Genomic DNA, 24,754 nt, shown 5'->3' on the forward strand with positions numbered 1-24,754 from the left:
GATGAAATCCCTGTTGCGCATCGGCCGCGTGCTGGCCTGTATGTCGATCCTGGCGTCCGCGGCCCCGGCCGTCCAGGCCGATGACTATCCGACCCGCCCCGTGCGGATGATCGTGCCGTACGCCCCCGGCGGCGCGCCGGACGTGCTGGCGCGCTCGCTGGCGCCGGGCTTGTCGGAGTTCTTCAAGCAACAGTTCGTGATCGAGAACCGGCCCGGCGCGGGCGGCATCGGCGCGGCCGAAAGCGTGGTCCGCGCCGCCCCGGACGGCCACGTGCTGTTCTTCTCCGACATCCAGCAGCTTGCGATCAACCCCTACCTGTTCGCGAAGCTGCCGTATGCCGCCGACAAGGACTTCACGCCCGTGACCCTGGCCGCGACCATTCCGCTCTACATCGCCGTGCAGTCGTCGCTGAACGTGCACAACCTGGCCGAGCTCGTCGCCCTGGCCAAGGCCCGGCCGGGCGCGTTGACCTACGGATCGTCGGGCATAGGCAGCATCCACCACATCGCCATGGAATCGATGCTGCACGGCCTTGGCATCAACGTCGTGCACGTGCCGTACAAGGGGTCGGGGCAGTCGGTGCCCGCCTTCATGGGGGGCGAGACCTCCCTGGTGATCGCCGCCTATCCGGCGCTGGAACAATACGTCAGGACCGGCAAGGCGCGATTCATCGCCGTCACCACGCTCGACCGTCCGGCCATGACGCCCGACATCCCGGCCGTGTCCGAAACCGTGCCCGGCTACGACTTCAGTTCCGAGATGGGCATCGTGGTGCCGGCGGGTACGCCGCAGACCGTGGTGCAGCGGCTCTCGGCCGCGGTGGCGCGGGCGCTCAAGCAGCCCGATACCGTCGTCCGCCTGAAAGCCATGGGCGCCACCGCCATCGGCAGCAGCCCCGACGGCTATGCCGCCAACATCCGCAACAACCTCGACAAGTTCGGCAAAGCGGTCAAGCTGGCCGACATCACCCCCAACTGAACGCGTCCATACGGAGAGTTTCCTTGAAGCTGTTGAGATACGGCCCGCCGGGCCTGGAGCGGCCCGGCCTGCTCGACGCCGGCGGCGCGATCCGCGACCTGTCCGGCCTGCTGGCCGACATCGGGCCCGACACCCTGTCGCCGGCCGCCCTGCAAGCGCTGGCTGCGCTCGATCCGCAGCGCCTGCCCATGGTGGACGGCGCGCCGCGCCTGGGCACGCCCTGGCGCGGCATCGGCAAATTCGTCGCGGTCGGGCTGAACTACGGGCGCCATGCGGCCGAGGCCGGCATGGCCATCCCGGCCGAACCCACGCTGTTCTGCAAATGGACCAGCTGCATCTCGGGCCCGGACGACGACATCGTCATTCCGACCGGCTGCACCCGTGTCGACTGGGAAGTGGAACTGGGCATCGTCATCGGCAGCCGCGCGCGGGCCGTCGACGAGGCCGGCGCCCTGCGCCACGTGGCCGGCTACTGCCTGGCCAACGACGTGTCCGAGCGCCAATACCAGATCGACCGTGGCGGCGGCCAGTGGGGCAAGGGCAAGGGCTTCGACAGCTTCGGCCCGCTGGGGCCCTACCTGGTCACGGCGGACGAAGTGCCCGACCCGCAGGACCTGGAACTGTGGCTGGAACTCAATGGCGAACGCCGGCAGACGGGGCACACCGGCGACATGATCTTCTCCTGCGCCAGACTGGTCAGCGAGTGCAGCCGCGTCATGACGCTGGAACCCGGCGACGTCATCATCACCGGTACCCCGGCCGGGGTGGGGATGGGGGCCCGCCCGCCGCGCTACCTGGAAGCGGGTGACGTGGTCACGCTGGGCGGCGGCGTGCTGGGAACCCAGACACAGCGGGTCGTTGCGGCGGGCTGAGGGGCGAACCCCCAGCGCGGCCGCGGGCGGGGCGCGTCAGTCCTGGCGGCTGGTCACTTCCACCAGGTGATAGCCGAACTGGGTCTTGACCGGGCCCTGGACGACGTTGACGGGGGCGCTGAACACCACCTTGTCGAACTCCGGCACCATCTGGCCGGGACCGAAGGTGCCCAGGTCGCCGCCTTGGGCGCGCGAGGGGCAGCTGGAATGCTCGCGCGCGACCTGCGCGAAGTCGGCGCCGCCTTCGATGGCGGCTTTCAGTTCGTTGCACTGGGCCTCGGTGGAGACCAGGATGTGGCGGGCGCTTGCATGGGCCATGATTTGCTCCTTGGTAAGAGCAAGCAGAGTACCGCAAATTACGGGTATAATTTATGGCTCCCTTCCTTTCGGCCCTTCGCGCCGGAAGAACCTGCCCGAGTGGTGAAATTGGTAGACGCAGGGGACTCAAAATCCCCCGCCGCAAGGCGTGCCGGTTCGATTCCGGCCTCGGGCACCATCTAAAAATCTTCTGATGATTCAAGCCATTAGAAGATGTCCCAGTACAAACCCCGCACCGGGGGATTTTCCTAAAATTGTGGTCAGGTACAGTTTCGGTACAGTGATGCGGCGCTAGCCTCATACCGGAGTACGCATGGCTACGATCGTTAAGACTTCCTCGGGCACTTGGAAATCCCACATCCGCAAGACTGGCTAGCTAGCAGCCACGGCCAAGACGTTCGGCACAAAGCGGGACGCCAAAGACTAGACACGCCGGACCGAAGACGAAATGGTGCGCGGCGTATACACCCAGCGGGCGCCCGCCGAGCGCATGACCGTCGAAGCGGCGCTGACCCGCTACCTCAAGGAAGTCACGCCGACCAAGCGGGCTTCGACCCAAGCCGGCGAACACAAGAAAGCACAGGTCATCATCCGCCATCTTGACAAGTACTCGCTGGCCGCCCTGAACGCCGAGATCGTGGCGCAGTTCCGGGACATGCGACTGGCGGGCGACCCGGACAAGAATGGCAAGCTACGGCCTCGCAGTAACAACACGGTACGCTTGGAACTGGCCCTGCTAGGCCACCTGTTCATCGTCGCGATCAAGGAATGGGGCATCGGCCTGCTCTTCGATCTCGTGTCCAACATTCGCCGCCCGGCCCCGGCTTGGGCCGCAACCGGCGCTTGACTCCTGAAGAGCAGAACCGTCTGCTGCAAGCCGTCGATAAACATTCGAACCCGATGTTCGGCTGGATCGTCCGTATTGCCGTCCAGACTGGCATGCGACTGTCTGAGATTGCGACGCTGCGCATTCGGCAAGCGGACATCGAGCGGCGCGTCGTTCGGCTGGAGCACACCAGGAACTCTTCGCCCCGCACCGTCCCGTTGACTGCCGAGGCAACGCGCGTTTTCACCGAGGCACTTGCCAACCCCTTGCGCCCAGCCGAAACCGAACTGGTGTTTTTCGGCGAACCCGGCCGGGATGGCATACGACGCCCCTACCTGTTCGACAAAGCGTAGACCGATGCCAAGCGGGTAGCGGGCCTTGAAGACTTCCGCTTTCACGACCTGCGGCACGAGGCTGTCAGCCGGTTCGTGGAAGCCGGCTTGAGCGATCAGGAGGTATCGGCCATCAGCGGCCACAAGTCGATGCAGATGCTCAAGCGCTATACGCACCTGCGGGCCGAAGACCTGGTGCAGAAGCTTGACCGCCTTGCGCGTCGCGCGCCGTCCACTTCTAAACAACGGAGTGAGGCCGACTCCCAAACAGAGAACAACGCATAATCGCTCCATCGCGTTGCCATAATGAATAACCGATTGTCTTAACCTACGGAGGAAGCTAGTTTTGCATACCGCTATCAAGATCGTCGCCATCAGCAGCCTTGCCCTTACCCTTGCCGCGTGCGGCAGCGCAAAAGACGCCAACAAGAGCAACTTCAGCAAGGCCATACAGGCATACCTGGACACTCAAAACGGCCTATGCGCTGCGATTCCTGCTAAGGGCGTGCCGTTCACCCTGGCGAATCAAGACATGCTGGGCGGTCAGAGCAAGAAGCGCGCCGACGCGCTGGTCGATGCCGGGCTGCTGAAGAAGCGAGACACCGAAGTCAAAGCCATGTTTGGCAACAAGATGGAGCCGGCCACCGAGTACCAAATCACTGACACCGGCAAGAAATTCCTCGTCGCCAATGGTGCCAATACGATGGCTGGACAAGATGCCTTCTGCACCGGCAAGTACACCGTTGTGGAAGTGAGCAACTTCACTGAACCCAGCGACATGATGGGCGTAAAGCTGTCGCAGGTGAACTACCGCTATAAGGTAGAAGGTGCAGATGACTGGACCAAATCGGAAAGCATGCGTGCCAATTACAAGAATTTTGCAGAACAGACTCAGGGAGATATACAGGGTAAGGCGGCTGTCATCCTGACCAACGATGGATGGATGCACGAGCGCCTGTTCAAGCGCGGATAATAACCCTGAGCCAGCTGTAGAACGAAAGGCCTTTCACCTGGAGTGAAGGGCCTTCTCTTTGGGGCTACGCCAATCTGCGAGGCGGTTGGGGGTCGCGGAACCACCCAAACTGGTCAGTGAATGATTCATATGGAAATAAGCACATAACACCTTAATTAAGCCGACCCGCGAAGCGGGTTCGGCTTGAATAAATTGTTAGGCTGCATCTCGTGACCTTTCGATAGCTGCGATTGATTGAGCTACGTCGCTGCGGGAAGTAAATGCGCCGGACCAGGCTTCCTTGAACCATGCGTTTAATGCACCAATGTCGGTGCGGAAGCCAGTGATTAGCTTGCGCCTTGCGTAGGAATGCAGCGTTTGATCCTTGATGACGAATCTCAGCCGAACGAACACAGACTCATATGCTACGTAGATACTCATTGCCCAGAGAAGAGGAATGAATGCAATGTTGTAGATGACCGGTAGTATGAAATCACGCAACGTATCTAGATGGGCGATTGTGTCAAAGCTTGTTAGAACCTTATAGCTTTCAAATACCAGAAATCCTAGGCCCATGACAATCAAAACTCCGTTGAGAAATTTGTGGGCGGGGGCATATTTATCATCGCTTTGTGCTACGGCCAGCAAGCCGCCCAGCAGCGCTGTAAATGGAACAAAGATGAGCTCGCCAAGCAGTGGAAGCTTGAAAAGATTGATAAAGAAATCTAGAAGCAGAGATAACTTGAAGTTCTTCGCAACAGCGGTTTTAAGCAAACTTGGATTTCTGCTGATTTCAGGGGTGTCCGCGAGAGCCGGAATACCGGCGACAACGAGCCATAGTGCCGTGATCTTGAATTGCTTGAGCGTCCACAAATCAAAGTGACGCAATATTACCGTCACGGCCACCAGATATGCTATTGCGAGAAAGAAAGCTATTACGATTGGGCGAGCAGTCGCCGCCGAAAGTACGCTTCCGAAGCTCTTGCGTACGCCTGGCTTTGTCAGGCACCAAACAATAAAAATACCGAGCCAAATCGCTGTTGCGAGTTCCCGTGAATCCAAACTTTTGAGGATTTCGATCACTTTCTATGCGACCTGACGAACAAGCCAAGCTGCCGCCGAAGGCGCTCGGCTTGAGCTAATGGTGAGGTAAATGCGGTGAACGTGCATTTTCTAGTCTTCAGGATGTTGTGGATCCCCAAGTCCAGTCTTGCCCTCCCACAACAACGAAAATCTCAGAGCGCAAGCCGCGAGCCTTGAAAGCGGCCTGCACCTTCGTGCGAACATGGTCTCGAACAGATGCTGCGCTCTCGCCGTTGTATGAGCCAAGAACCGTTGTTGTAGGAATAACAGTTTCACCTCCACTGCTATTTGCCTGTGCGCGCTTGAGGCCGAGCGCTTCAAGATCAGAATATGCATTTTGATAGTCCGTGCTGGATGCATTTTTCAGGTCAAAAGTGCAAACGACTCCGTAAGCCATTGATTTTTCCTTTTATTGAAACCCACTTGCACTGGGGTAAACCTAACGCACAAGGTATGCGGCTTGCGTAGCAAGTCCGCTTGACCGCCGGGTTAGGTGTTGGGACCTTCAACCCGGCGGGACGAAACTGAATGATAGCTGTAGGCGCTATGCTTGAGAAAGCCGCGACGCTTCAAGCCAAAACCTTTGCGCGAAGCGAATGAAACTGACCGAAAAAGCTAAGAGTTGAGAAGGTGCGGAGCGTGCCCGGACTTGCACCAGGATATGCGGTTATGAGCCGTACGACTCTACTGTCACAGCCTCCGCGAAAAATCTTCCACTGTCTCTTAAAACCTCAAGATCTACGGATGCCAGGACTGTCCGCTCTTGGCCGAACTCGGCCTTATGTCTTCCTGAGCGAAGCAACCCCACCTACGCGGCGACCGAGTGGCGCGCAAGATCGTCAGGTCCTCGCGCTGGCTGCTATTGCGCAATCTCGAAAAAGTCACGCGAGAAACCTTCCCCGGAAATCGGTGATGAAGCTTTTCTTTTGCCCTAACTGATCACTTCTCTCATCTGCCCGTATGTCGGCCTTTAAAGGCTACGCGATGTATTCCAGAGGTGGCAGAATGAAATTAGCGTGGCCACCACTTAAGCGTGTGCAAATCCAGCAACGTGAACCGCCCCGCATCCTGCCATCCACCTGTATCGATGTAGTAAACGTTGCCAAGCTGTGCAGGCTTGCGCAGCGTCATATGTCCATGGACTACCGCACGTACATTGCGGACAGGCTGGGAATACTGCATTCGATAGCGGTCTACGGACCATAGGCAGGCATCCTCATCCTCCGGGCTGAAAGTAGCGCCATGAATGGCCTGCCAATCGTCATAGGGGAAGTCGGCGTGAACCATACCCACTACACCACTCGGCGTTTCCACCTCGATAGCCAGCGGCAAGGCACTCAAGCAGGCCGCAATGCGTTCACGAACATCGCCGGCACAGGCATCCAACCATCCGCCGCCGTGGGCGCGATGATCAACGTCCGGAATCGGATTGCCCATCGCCCGTCGCCACGTCATCAGGTCGTGATTCCCACAGATCGCGTGAAACCACGGGCGCTCCAACCATTTCAGAACATCGGCTGACTCAGGGCCTCGGTCCACAAGGTTAGGGGCGAGACTGGCTGGCGGCATCGCCTTTGACGCTGTGACATTCAGGAGCATGGCGCAGGGTATTGGCAACGTGGTGAATCCTAAGACGACTCGCCGCGATATGCAGTCGGGCATGATGGTTACTGCTGGCCGAACCAACCACATGATTGCAGGCAACACCATGTGGAACCCAGCCTATCGGCAACACGTCTTGCAGAACATGGGCAAGAACTGGGGACCGGCAACGGGCGGCTCCGTGAACGGTAAGTGATGTGCATGTTACGTCCGCATCGGCCTCGCCATCAGCGAGGCCTTTTCATTTACGGCCGCACATATCTCCGCGCTACGCTTGGGCAACCCCTTCGGTTGCATCCCGCGTCCGTTCTTGCCGGACTGGCCGCGGGGGCAGGCCCAGCGGCTTCGCCTTGTTCCCCCCCCCCCCCTCCCCCCCGGCCGACAGGCAGCATGGCTTCCAGAGGCATCAAGGGTGAAGGCTTCGCCCGGGATTCTCACCCGTTCCCTGCGCTGCGCTTCGGGCTGCGGCTTCCGGTCCCGCCCTTGACACCTCTTCCGGCCAAACGACGTCAGTAGCAATGCCGTCGAGCGAATGGCGGGTCAAGGGGTTGGTGCGGCCCGCAGCCCACAGGGCGAGGACACGGCCCCTTGACGCGGCAGGAGCGCCCCACGCTATGCCCAGGGGCAGGAGTTCCGGGCCAAAGGCCCGCAACCCCTGCTCCCGAGGCTCCCGCCGGCGAGGGTGGAGAGTCCAGAGAGGCAAAGCCTCTTTGGAAACTACGATGCAGGCGAGTACGCGGCCAACACAGGCGATCCATAGCAAATAAAACAAGACAATTTCAGCGTACCGCCCTGGAGGTTGCGTGTACCTAAACCAAAATACCCGTACCTCTTGTAAAATCGCGTTACCTACAGCAAGGGGACACCATGGCTGGCAAAGGTAAATGCGGGTTACAGCCCCACAAAACCATATCAGATGCCGAACGCGGTCGACGCCAATCGGCTGTTAACTACGCGCGGGCCTCCGTCGGTCTAGAAGGTTTCTCGCTCAGTGAAGCAGATGAGGCCCACGCCCAGCGTTTCATAGATGCTCAGATCAGCCTGCAAGAGTTTGTGCAGCCGCGCGCTGACGCGTTAACGCTCCCAAAGTCTTCGTCATGACGAAGAAATTTAGGATTTGGGGACTAGTGCAGGATAGGCTGTCGCCGGTTTTTGTAATACCTATGCAACTCCGTATTCAGATGAGACGAATCTCTTGCGGAGGCGGTGATTAAGAATTGGCAGCTTTCAGCCATTACCGGACATTCCTCCAGCGGCTGCTGAGGGTTCGCCTGATCGAAGCCGTGATCGGTTTAAATTTGCAGATACGATGGTCTGGTCGACACCAACTTATTGCGGAATGTGGCACATCTACACGTGGCTGCCCAACACGCAGGCACTATTACCTTAAATAGGGCAAGCATCGCCAGGAAGGGAAAATGGCTTCACCTGTATTCATCAGAGACGTTGAAGACGTCCTTGCCTTGCGAGGTCTTGAGACGCCCGACCTTGCGTTGCTTCAAGCGACACACCAAAGCTACCGCGCCCTGCTTCTCCAGCCTTCGGGACCAATCTACGCAGACAGCCAGCGAATTGGGCACTTAGACTTGGCCGCCGCAGCCGCCCGGGCGGACAGCTTCCTTGAGTTGGCTGCACAGCGCGGCGACCAACTTGTGGTCACACCTGAGTACTTTCTCCCCGTGAGCTCTCTCGAAAAGGCTGCGCAGGGTGGCCCCTTTCCCGCAGAAGGCGCTCTTTGGGTGCTTGGATGCGAAAGCATGACCCCCGCAAGGCTCGAGAGCTTCAAGGCTGACTGCGCTGGCCATTGCGACGTCATCTACGAAGAAGACCCATTTCCAGCGGTGCAGGGCAACTACTTCGACCCCGTGGCGTACTGCTTTGTCACCCTTGACTCGGAGAAGATGCTCAAACGAGTCGTTTTATTTCAGTTCAAGACCGCGCCATCCCGGGACGACCATGGATTTGAAAACAAGCAATTGCGCTGCGGCCGCGCCATCTACCGCTTCCAGGGGAAAGACGGCTATATCAAGCTTTCCACCATCATCTGTTCCGACGCGCTAGACCTTGGCGAGGACGCTGACGCCAACAAGAAGCTGTCAGACAGAACTATCCTCATCCACATCCAGCTAAACCCGAAGCCGAAGCACACCGACTACCGCAGGTATCGGAACGAGGTATTCAGACGCAGTCCGGTCACGACCGACTGCGACGTCCTATGCTTGAACTGGGCGCAGAACGTCGTCCAATATGATTCACCCAACCATGGGCCGCACGCTTGGAAAAATGAGAGCGGCTCAGCCTGGTATGTCCCTGAGCGTCGCTGCTCGGTAAAAGACGACGAGGTTGCCAGCAATGAAGCCAAGGGCCTTTACTACACTTGGCATGAGAAGAAGCGCCACGTCCTGCACTTCCACTACGACGAGGCCGTTTTCGCGCTGACAGTCCCCAAAGTTCTTCAGGTTGGTCCGGCGGTCCACGACGTGCTCATCGGACCACAACTTGATACGCGGTTCGTCTGGGATGCAGACGCCGGGACATGGCTGAAAAGCACAAGCTGTCCGGAGACTGGGTGGGCCGAAATCATCAACGCCGACCCGGAAGTCACCGCAGCGTTCCAAAGCCTTCAGGACGTCGCGAACCGGCTGAATATCGAGCGAGCGATCTCACTTTCCTGTGGTCCTCATAGCATGAAGGAGCAGTGGCATCGCGTGGACAACCTGGACGTGTGCCGTATCCCCGAGTCGGAAGTCATCGCCCGCGCCACTCTCCAGCTCGATCGCGACGTCGCCGCCACGCGAGAACGTCAACAGCGCATAAGTCGTGTCACAGTGCTTGGCCACATCCTTCAAACTGCCCCGCTTCCGGCACAGATAAAAGACCTCGGCGGCGGAGGGGCCTTCATCGCTTGGTCTCCCGATTCACCCAACACCAACGTCTTTAAGGCCGGCGTGCGCCCTGCCCTGGTGGCCTATCTCGGGGAGAACCCGTCGATGGATATGGTCAAGAGAGTTTGCGAAAGCGCTTTCGAACTCCTTCGCAGAGAAAACAAGGATCACAAGAACCGCGTGGCCATCTGCTATCGCACGGTGACTGGCGTCACGAAGTTCGCTGATATCAAACAACAAACTGACATTACATATGATGGAAGCAGCATGGCGTCCATCACAGGAGGACAGTGACATGCCTGAGATGCACGCTGCGCGTGAAGCGCTGACTCATCTTCTCGTCGAGCTTCACGACGTTGACGATTCGGTTGTCCGTGGCGAAAAGAAGCTCGGCGAGCAGACCTATGCGGTTGCCTACGTCGACTTCGCTGATGAGGTCGTTGAACGTTCGCTGCATCTCCGCAACTTCCAGGAGCGCATTCTTGCTGATGACTTCTTCGACTCGCCGGGCGACCTACGCTGGAACAAGTACCTCTACATCATCGCAGGCCCGAACTCCAGGAAGAATCCTCAGTTTTCCGCAGCCAAGGCCATAATCGAAGCAGACAAGGACTACGCTCGTAAACGCGTCATCTCCGAGGCGGACCTTGAATCCCTGCTGGGAGGGGCGAAGCTGTTCGAGACCGCTGAGTGCGGCGATGCCTACGACGTACTGTCGGATTGGCGCCAACGACTAGCAGCGGGGCAGCTCGAGCTCTTACTTGACTGCGTCACCCCTCGCACCGGAGTTGTGGAAAAGATTGCCCAACGCAGAGCAGGTGTGGCCCCAGACGAGCGGCAGAGGGGAAAGGAACTGCATGCTGCCGACGTGCCGCTGTCGGCCTCAAAGCTGTTGAGTTTGGAAGTTGCGCAGTTCCGTCCGGTACATGACGGTAAAAGCTACTCTTTCGGCGACGTTACCCTAATCGTCGGCGCGAACGGTACGGGAAAAACGTCGCTACTCGAGGCCATCGAGCATTTCTACTGTGGGAACACCCGCAGAAGTAAGTCCGTCGGCTTGGTTCGTCTCAAAGGAAAGCTGTTGCCAACCTCAGGTGGCAGCACCATCGAACTTCGATCGACGTCTGACGGACCTCGCATAAAGTCTCGTTGCCTCGCTTGGTACAACCGCAAGGAGCACAGCGTCGATGCGATTGTTGATAGTTTCTCGCTGTACAACTTTCTCGACACGGACGCCGCATATCGCCTGTCCGCCAACCTGAAGCCGGCGGACGTCACTGCCGAGTTGAGCCGGTTGCTGGTCGGCTCGTCAGCTGCTACGACCTTCGACTATCTAGAGAAGATTCGTGCAGACGTCGATAAAGCATGGGACAAAACCCAACGCCGGGCTAGTGAATTGCAGGCAGAGTTAGCTGTCTTCGAAAAGCGGTTGAAGGAGTTGCAAAGCAAGCCATCCACAGCGAAGACTCTGACGGATGCCTATCGCTCTGCGCTTGCGGCCATTGCTTGGAAGAGACGTTCCGAAGCCGACGCACCCATGTCAAAAGAAGGTCAAGAGCTTCTGGCGGCCCTGTCACTCGTACAAGCCCTCACCTCTCTGGGACCAGCAGCTCGGTCCCTTAAAGATATCGAACATCGCTTCACGCAACTGGAGGCTGCGGTTGGCAGAGCCAAGCCGCTCGATGCGCAGCTTGCGGGTCTGACGAATCAAGAGAAGGGACTTGTCACGAAGATTGAACAACTGGACGCCAACATCAGCCATCTCGACCGCTGGATTGCCTACGAGACTGCGGGATTCCATGACGTGCGCAAGCGGTATCAGTCAGCACGAAGGGTCTCGGAACAGCTGGCCACTCGTCTCGGCGGAATGATCGCCGGTGACCTGCCGCAGATCCCGCCTCAGTATGCTTCCCTGCCTCTTCAAGATGCATTGCGCGCCGCGGTCGAAGCGTCCACGGCTGCTGAATTGAGATTCACCCGTGCTAAGCAAGCGCTCGACCTTCACGGCAGGGCGGCATCGGCCCGCGCTACCACGGCAGCGAAGCTGAAAGATGCCGCTAAGGAGGCACTCAAATCGTCCGAGAACCCTGACATGTGCCCGGTGTGTCGCACGGTGCATGCCAGCGGCGCTCTGATGCATCTCATCGAAGAGCTCACCTCCGGATCAGAGACCTCTCTTGAGGTACAGAGTCTGGCTGAGTCATTGCGTCTCGCCGAACAAGAAGCCAACGAAGCGAGGAGATCTGCGGCTGGCGTTGAGTTCTACCAGAAGAACGCGGCATTATTAGAGTTGAAAGGGTCTACTCCCAAGGAAGCGCTTGAAGAGCTCGTTGGACTGAGGGAACGCGCCAGCCAGGCACAGCTGGAGCTGCAACGCATTACTCGAGAAGGGCAGGACCTGCGCAATGCTGGCTTCTCAAGCAACGAGGCTGACTTGGTCTGGAGCCGAATTGTCGGGCTGTTCGAGCCTGACTTGCACAGCCTCACCGTAGACGTCGCGTCTGCGGAGCGGCTACGTCAGTCGGATGCGTTGGAAGAAGCTCGAAAGACGCTCGACGAGTGCCGTCGAAACATAGATACTCTCACTCAGGCCATTTCGAGCGTTTCGCGGGCCATGGACGTTGATGGCTGGGTCACGCAAATCCCGCACATCGGGTCGTTCGCTTCACTTGTGGCGCTACAGGACGAGTTCACTGCTGTCGCGAAGAATTCGGAGGATCTTCGAGCATACCTCGAGGTGGGTAACGAGGTCCCGCTCGCCGAGGTACAAGCACGCATCGCTGCCGTAGCCTCCGCCTTCAAGCAAGCTGATGAAGCGTCACGCAGCGATTCAGAGATTTCGACCGAACAGCGAAATCTGCCATCCAAGATTGAGAGTTATAAACGGGATTTGGGGAAGGCTCGAAGCGAAGAGACAGCGCTGCACGAAGCAGGCAAAATCTTGGACGACCTTTTAGAGAACGCTTCGCTGGAAAACGCCACGAGGGAGGCACTCGATGCAATCGGTGCGCAAATCAATGAAGTGTTCTCGCGAATCCATTCGCCTCAAGAATACGAATATGTCGGTAGCCCAGACGTTCTTCTCCAGACTGCAGATAGTCATGAAGCTCGCTCGCTGGCTCAGGTCAGCACGGGGCAACGCGCCGCATTCGCGCTATCAATATTCCTTGCTAGAAATCGCACAGCTACGTCCGCGCCTCCGGTCTTGCTAATCGACGATCCAATTGCGCACATCGACGACCTGAATTCTCTGTCCTTCCTAGATTACCTGCGTGACCTTGCCGTAAACTCGGGAAGGCAAATCTTCTTTGCCACCGCAGACACTCGAGTCGCATCGCTGTTTTCAAAGAAATTTAGCTTTATGGGGGAATCTTTCAAGACCATCAACTTGGTTCGCGAACCGAAGTTGGAGGTGGCCTCCCCACAGGGCTAACACTGCGTTGTCCCTAGACTAATTTTGGAACGAAATTTAGGTCAGTCTAAGTTGTCGGACCTAGAACTACTGGAGACTGCCTACGTCCAGTACATCACTCGGCTGTACGCCTTGCGTCCCAACTTGCCTTCAAATTCATAAGAAAAGTTGATGCGACGATGTTGGCATCGGTTACGAGTGAACCAATAGCAGCTTCCTGCCAAAGACCCAAGGACCGCTAAGCCGTCATTCGGCATTGTCTAGAGCACATCCGAACTTTTCCTCGGGTCGAGTGCGGTCAGTTGCGGTGGCCTTCCCTCGTCAACACTGTACCGAAATTTCAGTACAGTATAAGTACAGTGACCAGTTCTCACCAATTAAGTAAAAATACGCTAACCTACTGATTCTAAATTGGTTTTACCTATTTCACCCTACGCTAGAATTCGCCCCATTTCCCTGTAGAAACACTGTAAATCACCGACTCAAAATCCCCCGCCGCAAGGCGTGCCGGTTCGATTCCGGCCCCGGGGCACCACGGATACATCGGCCATCACACTCCTGGCGCCAACCGCCGATGCTGTCCTATCGCAAGCGCGGCGACACATGGCGCACAGAGATCATGCGTCAAGGTCGCCGCGAAACCGTCGCCTTTCCGACCAAGCGTGAGGTCCAGGAATCGGCCACCAGGCGCGATTCCCTGGCCGATCTGGCGGCATGGCGTGCCCGCCGGATAGCGGGGACTCCGGCAACTAGTAGCTCATGCCTCCGTGCAGCTGTAGCGCCCCCGGGGAGCAGTCAGCAGTTCCCCTTTTTCGCTTGGCCCGGAGGACAGAAACCGCCTCCACCCCCACCTCCACGGCTCATCCCTGGATCGACGATCACTGCTCCATCAGGCGTGTACACGGCACAGGCAGTCAATGTCGAGGCAAGAAAAACGAGAGCGGCTACTAGCTTCATGGAATTTCCTATGGATGCGGGAAGTGGAGTTTATTGCGCTCGGGCGTCGTCGAGATTTTATGTTGGTAACAAATCCCAGCGACAGCGCAAGCCAGACAGAAGGAGCATGATCCAACGAGCGCTGATCGATATTCGGGCCGTCGCCGGAGACGCCATACATGTTCCCGCGCACCCTGATCAGCACCTGCGTGCTGCTGGCACCTGCTGCCTGCGGCGGCTCCGGTTGTCAGACCGCAATCATCTCCCGCACCCCTTGCGCATCCATGTCCGCACCCAGCCCGTTGGCCACGATTTCCCCCCGGTTCATCACCCAGTACCGGTCCGCGATCGCCTTTGCGAAGTCGTAATACTGCTCGACCAGCAGCACCGTCAGTCCCATTTCGTCGACGAGGCGGCGCAGGGTCCTGCCGATCTCCTGGATGATCGAGGGCTGGATGCCTTCCGTGGGTTCGTCCAGGATCAAAAGCTGCGGCTCGCTCATCAGGGCGCGGCCGATGGCCAGTTGCTGTTGCTGGCCGCCCGAGAGATCCCCGCCGCGCCGGGCCCGCATGTCCTTGAGTACCGGGAACAGCGCGTAGATGTGCTCGGGCACGCCGGCGGGCGCCCTGCGGCTGGCCGCCCCGACCAGCAGGTTTTCCTCGACCGTCAGGCGCGGGAAGATGTCGCGCCCCTGGGGCACGTAGGCGAGGCCGCGGGCGACGCGTTCGTAGGTGGGCAGCTTGGTGAAGGGCTGGCCGTGCCAGGCGATGGTGCCGCTTTTGGCCGGCACGACGCCCATCAGGCAGCGCAGCAGGGTGGTCTTGCCGACGCCGTTGCGGCCGAGCAGCACGGTCAGCTTGCCGTCGGGCACGGTCATGGAGACGTCGCGCAGGATGTGGCTGCCGCCGTAGAACTGGTTCAATCCTTCAATGTTCAGCATCGTCTGTTTCCCGCAAGATCAGCGTCCCAGATAGGACTCGATGACGGCTTCGTCCCGTTTCACGTGGTCCAGGGAGCCTTCGGCCAGCACGCGGCCTTCGGCCATGACCGTCACGCGGCCGGTTGCGCCGGCCAGCGCGGCGACGAATTCCATGTCGTGTTCGACCACCATCATGGAGCAGGTGCCGCGCAGGCGGTTCAGCAGCACGGCCAGTTCCATGGTTTCGTCGTCGGTCATGCCGGCGGCGGGTTCGTCCAGCAAGAGCAGGGCCGGTTGCTGCATCAGCAGCATGCCGATCTCGAGCCGCTGCTTCTGGCCATGCGAGAGTTCGCCCGCGAGCCGGCGCGCATCGCTCTCCAGGCGTATCACTTCCAGCGTGTGTTCGATCCGGGCCTGGGCCGGGCGGTCCAGGCGCGCGCGCAGCGACGCCCACCAGCGCTTGTCCGCCTTCATCGCGAGCTCCAGGTTTTCCCATACCGGGTGCTGTTCGAACACGGTGGGTTTCTGGAATTTGCGGCCGATGCCGGTCTGGGCGATCTGCGGTTCGTTCAGGCGGGTAAGGTCGATGCTCTGGCCCAGGTAGACCTTGCCGGAGTCAGGCGAGGTCTTGCCGGTGATGACGTCCATCATCGTCGTCTTGCCCGCGCCGTTGGGGCCGATCACGCATCGCAGTTCCCCGGCGTCGACCGTCAGGGAAAGCTTGTTCAATGCGCGGAAGCCGCCGAAGCTGACCGTCACGTCTTCCAGGTAGAGGATGGTGCCGTGCGACACGTCGATGGCGTTGGGCTGGACCACGTGTCCCAGGGCGGGGGCCCCCGACAGGGCGGGCCGGTCGAGGCCGTCGCCGAGTCCCGGCGCGCCGCGTGGCGCCGGTGCCTTCGCGCGGTCAGTTGCTGGATGCGTGTCCATCAGTGCTTGCTCCGCTTGAAGACGTTTTCGATCAGGCCCATGATGCCGCGCGGCAGCAGCAGCGGCACCAGCACGAAGATCAGACCAAGGAAGAACAGCCAGTATTCGGGGAAGTTGGCGGTGAAGAAGCTTTTGGCGCCATTGACCGTGAAGGCGCCGAGGATGGGGCCGATCAGCGTTCCGCGCCCGCCGACCGCGACCCAGATCGCCATTTCGATGGAGTTGCCGGGCGACATTTCCCCGGGGTTGATGATGCCGACCTGGGGCACGTACAGGGCGCCCGCGATGCCGCACAGCATGGCCGATACGGTCCACACGAACAGTTTGTAGCCCAGCGGGTTGTAGCCCAGGAACATCAGCCGGGTCTCGCCGTCGCGCACCGCGGTGACGACGCGGCCGAGCTTGGAGGTGACGATGGCGCGCGCGGCGATGAACGCGAGCACGAGGGTGGCGAACGTCAGCAGGAAGAGGGCGGTGCGGGTGCCGGGGTGGGTGATGGCGAAGCCGGCGATGCGCTTGAAGTCGGTGAAGCCGTTGTTGCCGCCGAATCCGGTCTCGTTGCGGTAGAACAGCAGCATCGCGGCGAAGGTCAGGGCCTGGGTGATGATGGACAGGTACACGCCCTTGACGCGCGAGCGGAACGTGAAGAAGCCGAATATCCAGGCGACGGCCGCGGGTACCAGCACCACCAGCAGCAGTGCGTATCCCAGGTGCTGGGTGCCTTCCCAGTACCAGGGCAGGGCTTGCCAGTTCAGGGACACCATGAAGTCGGGCAGTTCGCTGCCGTATACGCCGTCGCTGCCGATGGCGCGCATCAGGTACATGCCGATCGCGTAGCCGCCCAGCGCGAAGAACAGCGCGTGCCCCAGGCTCAGCACGCCGCAGTAGCCCCAGACGAGGTCCAGCGCGAGCGCCCCGATGGCGTAGCACATGAACTTGCCGGCCAGCGTCATCGCGTAGGCGGACAGGTGGAAGGCGCTCGTCTCGGGCACCACCAGCGCGCCGACCGGCACGCCTATGCCCACCGCGAGGCTCAGGGCCAGCAGCGCCAGCCAGGCGTTGCGCGAGAGCAGCGCGGGGCGCGGCGGCAGGCCCAGCGCCCGGGCGGTGTCCTGGCGGGCGGCGGGGGGGATTCCGGGCATCGTCGATATCGTGACAGCCATGTCAGGCCTCCGCGCTGCGGCCCTTCAGGGCGAACAGGCCCTGCGGACGTTTCTGGATGAAGAGGACGATCAGCACGAGCACGGCGATCTTGGCGAGCACGGCGCCCCAGAACGGTTCGATCGCCTTGCTGACGAGACCCAGTCCGAAGCCGCCGATGACCGTGCCGGCGATCTGGCCGACTCCGCCCAGCACCACGGCCATGAAGGAGTCGATGATGTAGCTCTGGCCCAGGTCGGGCCCGACGTTGCCGATCTGCGATAGCGCGCAGCCCCCCAGACCGGCGATGCCGGCGCCGAACGCGAACGCATAGGCATCCACGCGCGCGGTTCGCACGCCGACGCAGGCGGCCATCCGGCGGTTCTGCGTGACCGCGCGCACGAACAGGCCCAGGCGCGTTCGCGTCAGCACGGCCCAGGCCAGCGCGACCACCGCCAGCGAAAACGCAAGAATCGCGATCCGGTTGTAGGGCAGGATCAGGCTTTGCATGACGGTCACGCCCCCGCTCATCCATGAAGGGTTTTCCACCTGGACGTTCTGTGCGCCGAAGATCATGCGCGTGCCCTGGATCAGGATCAGGCTGATGCCGAAGGTGGTCAGCAGCGTCTCCAGCGGCCGGCCATACAGGTGCTTGAGGACCAGGCGTTCGATGGCCGCGCCGCCGAGCGCCGCCGCCATGAACGCGACCGGCACCGCCACCAGGGGATACCAGTCGAAGGCCGCGGGCGCGTAGCGCTGGAACAGTGTCTGCACGACGTAGGTCGCGTAGGCGCCGATCATCAGGAATTCGCCGTGTGCCATGTTGATGACGCCGATCAGTCCATAGGTGATCGCCAGGCCCAGCGCGGCCAGCAGCAGCACGCTGCCGAGCGACAGGCCGGCGAAGAGCGTGCCGGCGATCCGGCCGCGGCGCTCGATGCCGTCCAGCGTGTCGAGCCCTTGCTGGGCGACGGCCCGTACCTGCGGGTCGGGTTCCTGCCATGCGCCGGTCGCCGATTTGGCCGTCAGCGGGCGCAGCAGTTCGTACATGCCCGGATCCTTGCGGGCGGCGACGAGCTTGACCGCTTCGAGCCGGGTCGCGGCATCCGGGGCGTGCAGCGCGGTCATCGACCATAGCGTGTCGAGGCGCTGCTTCAGGGCGGGATCGGCTTCCCGCGCGCGCGCGGCGTCGATCAGGGGCTTCATCGACGGATCCGGATTCTTCAGCAGCGCGTCGATCGCCGCGCCGCGCGCGGCGGCATCGGGCGATGCGAGCTGCAGGCCGGCCAGCGCGCCGGCGACTTTCGCGCGCAGCAGATTGTTCAGCGTGACAGGCTGCGCGGCATCGGCCACGTCCTGGCCGACCGGCCCGCCGGTCGCCGCGTCGCGGGTGGTCTCGTCCGACCGGATCAACACCTGCCCCGCGTCGGTGGCCAGCGCGTTGTCGTCGGAAAGTGCCTGGAGCAGCGCGAACGAGGGCTCGTCGCGGGTCTCGATCAGTTTGTCGATCGCAGTCAGCTTGGCATCGAAGTCGTCACCGCCCAGCGGAGCGACGTCGGCCGCGTTTAGGGCGAAGGCCGCCGGGCCGGGGCACGCGAGCGCCGCCGAGACGGCCACGGCACGCAGGTATGGGCGCAGGTTCATGTAAGCGGGATCGGGTTGAACAAGGGCGGAAATCCGCCGGGACGCGGCAACCGCGCCGCGCCCCGGCCATCGGGCTCAAGCCAGGCGCGGCAGCCCGGGAAGCGCGCCGACTACATCCGGTTTGCCCTGGTTGCCGGGGATGTAGGGGCTCCACGGCTGGGCGCGCACCGGCGCCTTGGTGCGCCAGACGACGTTGAACTGGCCGTCCGCGCGCACTTCGCCGATCATCACCGGCTTGCGCAGGTGGTGGTTGCCGTCCATCTCCAGCGTGAAGCCCGAGGGGGCGGCGAACTTCTGGCCTATCATCGCGGCGCGCACCTTGTCGACGTCGGTGCTCTTGGCCTTCTCGACCGCCTGCTTCCACATGTGAAGGCCGACGTAGGTGGCCTCCATCGGATCGTTGGTCACGCGCTTCGCGCCGCCCGGCAGGTTGTTCTTCTTCACCCAGTCCGCGAACATTTCCCTGAACTTCGTGTTCTCCGGATTGCGCAGCGACATGAAGTAGTTCCACGCGGCCAGGTTGCCGACCAGCGGCTTGGTGTCGATGCCGCGCAGTTCTTCCTCGCCCACCGAGAACGCCACGACGGGCACGTCGGCCGCCTTCAGGCCCTGGTTGCCGAGTTCCTTGTAGAACGGCACGTTCGAGTCGCCGTTGATCGTGGAGATGACGCAGGTCTTGCCGCCGCGAGCGAAGGCCTTGATGTTCGCGACGATGGTCTGGTAGTCGCTGTGGCCGAACGGCGTATAGACCTCCTGGATGTCGGCGTCCTGCACGCCCTTCGATTGCAGGAAGGCCCGCAGGATCTTGTTGGTCGTGCGCGGGTAGACGTAGTCGGTGCCCAGCAGGAAGAAGCGCTTGGCGCCGCCGCCTTCCGCGCTCATCAGGTATTCGGTCGCGGGGATGGCCTGCTGGTTGGGCGCGGCGCCGGTGTAGAACACGTTGCGCGACATCTCCTCGCCCTCGTACTGCACCGGATAGAAAAGCAGGCCGTTCAGCTCTTCGAACACGGGCAGCACGGACTTGCGCGATACCGACGTCCAGCATCCGAACACGGCGGCGACCTTGTCCTGCGAAATCAACTGGCGCGCCTTTTCCGCGAAGAGCGGCCAGTTCGAGGCCGGATCGACCACGACCGGTTCGATTTTCCGGCCCATCACCCCACCCGCCGCGTTGATCTGGGCGATCGTCATCAGCGCCGTGTCTTTCAGCGACGTTTCCGAGATCGCCATCGTGCCCGACAGCGAATGCAGGATGCCCACCTTGATCGGCCCTTTGTTCGCACCCTGCGCGAATGCGGAAGGGAGTCTGCCGGCGATTCCCGCCAGGCCCGCTGCCGATGCGACCTTCAGAAACTCACGCTTTTTCATTGATCGTCCTTGGAAGTGGAAGGTTGTATTTCGTCTTGGATACAAGACGGCATTGAAGATGCAACTTCCGGGCCAGCGGATGGGCCGCGCGCTCGGCCTTGGGAAGAAGAGATGCGACGGGCCGTGCGTGCCTGGCCGTGACTGATGTCGGTGCGTGGCGGCGCCATGCTGGTGCGCCCCGCACGCATCCCGGGAGATTCAGGCTTGCTCGCGCGACGCGTAGCGCTCGCGGGCGGTCTGCATCATGTACAGCGTGATGCGCTTGACTTCGGCCTGGCTCTCGGCGATGTGCGCGCGGATCATCCGCTGGGCGAGCGCGGCGTCGTCCTTGCCGATGGCCTCGAGGATTTCCGCGTGTTCGTCGTACGTGGCGGCCACGCGCGGCGGCTTCGTGAAGTCGAGGCGGCGGATGATGCGTATGCGTTCGGCCACGTCCGTGTGCATCCGCGCCAGCTCGAGGTTGCCGGTCGCGGCGACCAGCCCCGCGTGGAAGCCCTCGTCGAGCGCCGCCGCCTTGGCCGGGTCGTGCTCGCGCATTGCCGGCGGCACGCACCAGATCTCCCGCAGCGGATCGAGCTGCGCCGTCTGGCGTCCGGCGACGATGCGGCCGATTGCCGTCGTTTCCATCATCACGCGGATCTCGTACAGGTCTTCGAAGTATTTGAAGTCGAAGGTCCGTACCTGCCAGCCGCTCTTGAAGTGTACGTCCACGTAGCCCTCGCGCAGCAGCCAGAACAGCGCCTGCCGCACCGGCGTGCGGCTGACCTGCATGCGCGCGGCGACGTCGCCTTCGCTGAACTTGTCGCCGGGCAGCAATCGGAAGTCGAAGATGTCCGCCTTCAAGCGGGCGTAGATCTGTGTCGCGAGGTTGTTCGCGTTCTGCGCCGGCTCGCCCGGCGCGCGGTTGTCCGCCATACGGAATTCCAGGAATGGTTATGGGGCGGCGGTCATGCCAGCGACACCAGGGGATCGCCGGCGCTGATCATCATGCCGGGGCGGCAGTGCAGGCTCTTGACCAGGCCGTCGTGCGGCGCGGAGATGTGGAATTCCATCTTCATCGCCTCCAGGATCAGCAGCGAGTCTCCCGCCTTCACGGCTGCCCCGGGCTCGACGAGCAGCTTCCAGACGTTGCCCGTGATGTCGGCGGCAACGATCGAGCCCGTCGGGTCTTCGTGCACAACGGCGTCGTCCGGGCCGCCTTCGGCGGCGCCAACCGCGTCGGACTGGGTTGCCCAGCGGGCGACTTCCGCGTCGAACGCCTGTTTCTGGGTGGCCCGGAGCACCGCCAGCTCCGGTTCGATCCGCGCCAGGAAGGCGTTGTATTCACCGAGATCGAAGATCTCTTCCTCGATGCGCACGCCCTGGCGGCCCTCCCGGAAGTCGCTGCGCAGCCGGTCCAGTTCGACCTCGGTAACGGGGTAGAAGCGGACCTGGTCGAAGAAGCGCAGCAGCCATGGCTTGCCATCGACGAATGCTTCGTTCTTGAGGAATTTGTTCCAGATCGGCAGTGTCCGTCCCACCAGCTGGTATCCGCCGGGCGAGTCCATGCCGTATATGCACATGTACACGCCGCCGATGCCGACCGTGCCTTCGGCCGTGTAGGTGCGCGCGGGGTTGTACTTCGAGGTCAGCAGGCGGTGGCGCGGGTCCACCGGTACCGCGCAGGGGGCGCCCAGGTAGACGTCTCCCAGGCCCAGCACCATGTAGCTCGTCTGATAGATCGTATCGCGCACGTCCCCGGCCGAGCCCAGGCCGTTGATGCGCCGGATGAACTCGGTGTTGCTGGGCAGCCATGGCGCGGTGTCGCGCACCGACTGCCGGTAGCGCGCCACCGCGTCCAGCGTCGCCGAATCCTCGTAGGCCATGGGCAGGTACACCACCCGGCTCGGCACCTTCATCGTCGAGATGCCGGCCAGCGTTGCGTCGGTCGCCGCCAGCGCATCGACCAGCGCCCGCTGGCCGATGATCCGGCTGTCGTAGCGCACCTGCAGGGATCGCACGCCCGGCGACAGTTCGAGCACGCCGGCCAGGCCGTCCGCCTTGAGCGCCTCCATCAGCGCGTGGACGCGGAATCGCAGGTTCAGGTCGAGCACGTTGTCGCCGTACTCGACCAGGATGTACTTGTCGCCGGCCTGCCGGAAGACGGTCTTGGGCCTTTCGCCCAGCGCGGGCGCCTCGAACAGGATGGGCGAGCCGCGGTGCGCGGAAAACGCCGGGGCATCGATCGATGCCGCATTCCAGTCGCGGATGAAGGCATCCTGCCGCCGCTCCAGCGCGAGCGCCTCGTCGAACGACATCTCGCGAAAGCGGATGCGGTCGCCGGGCTTGACCTGCCCGACCTTCCACAGCTCGGCCTTGGCGATCGTGACCGGGCAGACGAAGCCGCCCAGGCTCGGGCCGTCGCGCGTGAGGATGACCGGCATGTCGCCCGTGAAGTTGATGCTGCCGATCGCGTATTCGCAATCATGGATGTTCGACGGATGCAGGCCGGCTTCCCCGCCGTCCGAGCGCGTCCACTCGGGCTTGGGACCATTGAGCCGGATGCCCAGGCGGTTCGAGTTGTAATGGACTTCCCATTGGCTGGCGAAGAACGTCTCGATCGACTCCGGCTTGAAGAAATCGGGGGCGCCGTGCGGGCCGTACAGGACGCCGATCTCCCATTCCCGCCCGTAGGCGGGCACCAGAGCGGACGGTAGCGGAGCGGGGGCATGGATGGGCGCCAGGTCCGCGGTCGCGGCCAGCGCCGGATCGGCAATCGGCAGCACGTCGGCCGGACGCAGCGGGCGCCCGGCATGGCCGCCGAACTGGCCGAGCGCGAACGTGGACCGGCTGCCCAGGTACAGCGGTACGTCCAGGCCGTTGCGCACGGCCAGGTAGGTCCGGCAGCCGCTCTTGGCCTTGCCTATCTTCAGGGTCTGTCCGGCCCGGACGGTGACCGGCGCCCAGAATTCGACCGGCAAGCCATCGAGTTGCGCATCCGTGGGCGCGCCGGTAAGCGCGATCACGGTGTCGCCGTGGAAGCGCAGCGTCGGGCCGAGCACCGTCGCCTCGATGCCGGCCGCCTTTTCGTCGTTGCCCACGATGCGGTTGGCCAGACGGAAGGCCCAGTCGTCCATCGGACCCGACGGTGGCACGCCGATGTCCCAGTAGCCCACGCGCCCGGGGTAGTCCTGGACGGTCGTGTACGTGCCGGCGTCGATCACCTCGACGACCGACGGGCGGTAGGCGAAGCCGTCCAGATAGCGGGTCGAGACATCGCCGTCGCGGAACCCCTGGCTTGCGACGATCTTGCGCAGGTAGTCGAGGTTCGTCGCGATGCCGCAGAGGCGGGTCGCGTCGAGCGCGCGCGCCATCGCCGCGATGGCGGCGGGCCGGTCGGCCCCGTGCGCGATCAGCTTGGCGATCATGGGATCGTAGTGGGCCGATACCTCGGTGCCGGTTTCCACCCAGCCGTCCACCCGGATGCCGGGCGGAAAGCTGACTTCGGTCAGGGTGCCGGGACTGGGCGAGAAGTTGCGCAGCGGGTTCTCGGCGTAGATGCGCACCTCGATCGATGCCCCCTTGGGCGTGATCGGCCGGTCCAGCGCGGGGGGCGTGCCGGCGGCGGTCAGTATCATCCACTCGACGAGGTCGATGCCGGTCACGCTCTCGGTGATCGCATGCTCGACCTGGAGCCGCGTGTTGACTTCGAGGAAGTAGAACGCCTGCTGCGCGGCATCGTAGATGAACTCGACCGTGCCGGCCGAGCGGTAGCCCACGGAGCGGCCCAGGCTTTCCGCCGCGGCCAGCAGCCTGCCGCGCACCTGGGCGGGCAGATCCGGCGCGGGCGTTTCCTCGACCACTTTCTGGTTGCGCCGCTGCAGCGAGCAGTCCCGCTCGCCCAGCGCGACCACGTTGCCGTTGCCGTCCCCGAAGATCTGCACCTCGACGTGACGGGCGCGGTCGACGAAGCGCTCGACGAATACGCCGCCGTTCGCGAAGAACGATTGGCCCAGCCGCTGCACGGACTCGAAGGCGGCGAGCAGCTCGGTGTCGTCGTCGCAGCGCGTCAGTCCGATGCCTCCGCCGCCCGCCGTGCTCTTGAGCATGACCGGATAGCCTATGGCCTGGGCGGCGGCGCGCGCGCTGTCGGCATCGGCCAGCAGGCCCGAGCCGGGCGTGAGCGGAACGCCGGCCTGCCGGGCCAGTTCGCGCGCCGCGTGCTTCAGGCCGAATTGCTCCATCTGCCGCGAGGTGGGGCCGACGAACGCGATGCCTTCGGCCTCGCACCGGGCGGCGAATTCGGCGTTCTCGGACAGGAAGCCGTAGCCGGGAATGATGGCCTGCGCGCCGGTCTGCCTGGCCGCCGCGATGATCAGGTCGGCGCGCAGGTAGCTTTCGGCGGCGGTGTTGCCGCCCAGCGGCACGGCCACGTCGGCCGCCGAGACGTGCAGGCTGTTGCGGTCCGCGTCGGAATAGACCGCCACCGAACGGACGTTCATCCGCTTGAGCGTGCGTGCGATGCGGCAGGCGATTTCGCCTCGATTGGCGATCAGTACGGTATCGAACATGAGGGC

General features: G+C 62.2%; 17 protein-coding genes, 1 tRNA gene and 1 pseudogene. 8 read left to right on the forward strand and 11 right to left on the reverse strand.

Annotated elements, in window-relative coordinates:
* Position 1 precedes the first annotated feature (1 nt).
* Positions 2–979 (forward strand): Bug family tripartite tricarboxylate transporter substrate binding protein, encoded by a 978-nt coding sequence (locus EV675_RS12215; RefSeq protein ID WP_087837006.1) that lies wholly within the window; start codon positions 2–4, stop codon positions 977–979.
* A gap of 23 nt (positions 980–1,002) precedes the next feature.
* Positions 1,003–1,851, forward strand: coding sequence for a fumarylacetoacetate hydrolase family protein (locus EV675_RS12220; protein WP_130357493.1), 849 nt, complete (start codon positions 1,003–1,005; stop codon positions 1,849–1,851).
* Positions 1,852–1,887: 36 nt separating this feature from the next.
* Here EV675_RS12220 and EV675_RS12225 read toward each other — a convergent pair whose 3' ends face one another.
* Positions 1,888–2,169: a peptidylprolyl isomerase gene (locus EV675_RS12225; protein ID WP_130357494.1), complete on the reverse strand. Its 282-nt coding sequence runs from the start codon at positions 2,167–2,169 to the stop codon at positions 1,888–1,890.
* 93 nt (positions 2,170–2,262) lie between these two features.
* On the opposite strand from EV675_RS12225, the gene EV675_RS12230 reads away from it, so the two are divergent.
* From EV675_RS12230 to EV675_RS29700, 3 genes and pseudogenes are all read left to right on the forward strand, one after another.
* Positions 2,263–2,347 (forward strand) — tRNA-Leu (locus tag EV675_RS12230).
* Positions 2,348–2,482: 135 nt separating this feature from the next.
* A pseudogene (locus tag EV675_RS12235) lies at positions 2,483–3,612 on the forward strand (site-specific integrase).
* Positions 3,613–3,673: 61 nt separating this feature from the next.
* Positions 3,674–4,300 (forward strand): hypothetical protein, encoded by a 627-nt coding sequence (locus EV675_RS29700; protein WP_165404564.1) that lies wholly within the window; start codon positions 3,674–3,676, stop codon positions 4,298–4,300.
* Positions 4,301–4,495: 195 nt separating this feature from the next.
* On the opposite strand, the gene EV675_RS12245 is transcribed toward EV675_RS29700, so the two are convergent.
* The 3 genes from EV675_RS12245 to EV675_RS12255 all read right to left on the reverse strand — a co-directional run bounded on the left by EV675_RS12245 (position 4,496) and on the right by EV675_RS12255 (position 6,799).
* Positions 4,496–5,362 carry a hypothetical protein gene (locus EV675_RS12245; RefSeq protein WP_130357495.1) on the reverse strand — a complete coding sequence of 289 codons (867 nt, stop codon included), beginning with the start codon at positions 5,360–5,362 and terminating at the stop codon, positions 4,496–4,498.
* A gap of 97 nt (positions 5,363–5,459) precedes the next feature.
* Positions 5,460–5,759 carry a hypothetical protein gene (locus tag EV675_RS12250; RefSeq protein ID WP_080564224.1) on the reverse strand — a complete coding sequence of 100 codons (300 nt, stop codon included), beginning with the start codon at positions 5,757–5,759 and terminating at the stop codon, positions 5,460–5,462.
* A gap of 614 nt (positions 5,760–6,373) precedes the next feature.
* On the reverse strand, positions 6,374–6,799 hold the full coding sequence (locus EV675_RS12255; protein ID WP_049806315.1) for a metallophosphoesterase family protein: 426 nt from the start codon (positions 6,797–6,799) through the stop codon (positions 6,374–6,376).
* A 1,032-nt stretch (positions 6,800–7,831) separates the two neighbouring features.
* Between EV675_RS12255 and EV675_RS12265 the strand changes: the two genes are divergently transcribed.
* From EV675_RS12265 to EV675_RS12275, 3 genes are all read left to right on the forward strand, one after another.
* Positions 7,832–8,065, forward strand: coding sequence for an antitoxin VbhA family protein (locus EV675_RS12265; RefSeq protein ID WP_130357496.1), 234 nt, complete (start codon positions 7,832–7,834; stop codon positions 8,063–8,065).
* Positions 8,066–8,382: 317 nt separating this feature from the next.
* Positions 8,383–10,143, forward strand: coding sequence for a hypothetical protein (locus EV675_RS12270; RefSeq protein WP_130357497.1), 1,761 nt, complete (start codon positions 8,383–8,385; stop codon positions 10,141–10,143).
* Position 10,144: 1 nt separating this feature from the next.
* Entirely contained in the window at positions 10,145–13,282 is a 3,138-nt protein-coding gene (locus EV675_RS12275) for an AAA family ATPase (RefSeq protein WP_165404565.1), read from the forward strand.
* A gap of 1,162 nt (positions 13,283–14,444) precedes the next feature.
* Here EV675_RS12275 and urtE read toward each other — a convergent pair.
* The 7 genes from urtE to uca all read right to left on the reverse strand — a co-directional run bounded on the left by urtE (position 14,445) and on the right by uca (position 24,748).
* On the reverse strand, positions 14,445–15,137 hold the full coding sequence (gene urtE / locus EV675_RS12280) for an urea ABC transporter ATP-binding subunit UrtE (protein ID WP_130357499.1): 693 nt from the start codon (positions 15,135–15,137) through the stop codon (positions 14,445–14,447).
* A gap of 18 nt (positions 15,138–15,155) precedes the next feature.
* A complete protein-coding gene (gene urtD / locus EV675_RS12285) occupies positions 15,156–16,046 on the reverse strand; it encodes an urea ABC transporter ATP-binding protein UrtD (RefSeq protein WP_130357500.1) in 891 nt (296 codons plus the stop codon).
* The gene (urtC, locus tag EV675_RS12290; RefSeq protein WP_242621393.1) at positions 16,046–17,188 is read right to left on the reverse strand and encodes an urea ABC transporter permease subunit UrtC; all 1,143 of its coding nucleotides are present in this window, start codon (positions 17,186–17,188) and stop codon (positions 16,046–16,048) included. Before urtC ends, urtD begins: the two co-directional genes overlap by 1 nt.
* Positions 17,189–17,210: 22 nt before the next feature.
* Positions 17,211–18,830: an urea ABC transporter permease subunit UrtB gene (gene urtB / locus EV675_RS12295; RefSeq protein WP_130357502.1), complete on the reverse strand. Its 1,620-nt coding sequence runs from the start codon at positions 18,828–18,830 to the stop codon at positions 17,211–17,213.
* A gap of 75 nt (positions 18,831–18,905) precedes the next feature.
* A complete protein-coding gene (gene urtA / locus EV675_RS12300; RefSeq protein WP_130357503.1) occupies positions 18,906–20,198 on the reverse strand; it encodes an urea ABC transporter substrate-binding protein in 1,293 nt (430 codons plus the stop codon).
* A 198-nt stretch (positions 20,199–20,396) separates the two neighbouring features.
* Complete coding sequence (locus EV675_RS12305; RefSeq protein ID WP_130357504.1) at positions 20,397–21,113, reverse strand: GntR family transcriptional regulator; 717 nt, start codon at positions 21,111–21,113, stop codon at positions 20,397–20,399.
* Positions 21,114–21,145: 32 nt separating this feature from the next.
* Complete coding sequence (gene uca / locus EV675_RS12310; protein WP_130357505.1) at positions 21,146–24,748, reverse strand: urea carboxylase; 3,603 nt, start codon at positions 24,746–24,748, stop codon at positions 21,146–21,148.
* Positions 24,749–24,754: the final 6 nt, after the last annotated feature.

Origin of the sequence: Pigmentiphaga kullae (assembly GCF_004216695.1) — a bacterium.
GTDB lineage: Bacteria > Pseudomonadota > Gammaproteobacteria > Burkholderiales > Burkholderiaceae_B > Pigmentiphaga > Pigmentiphaga kullae.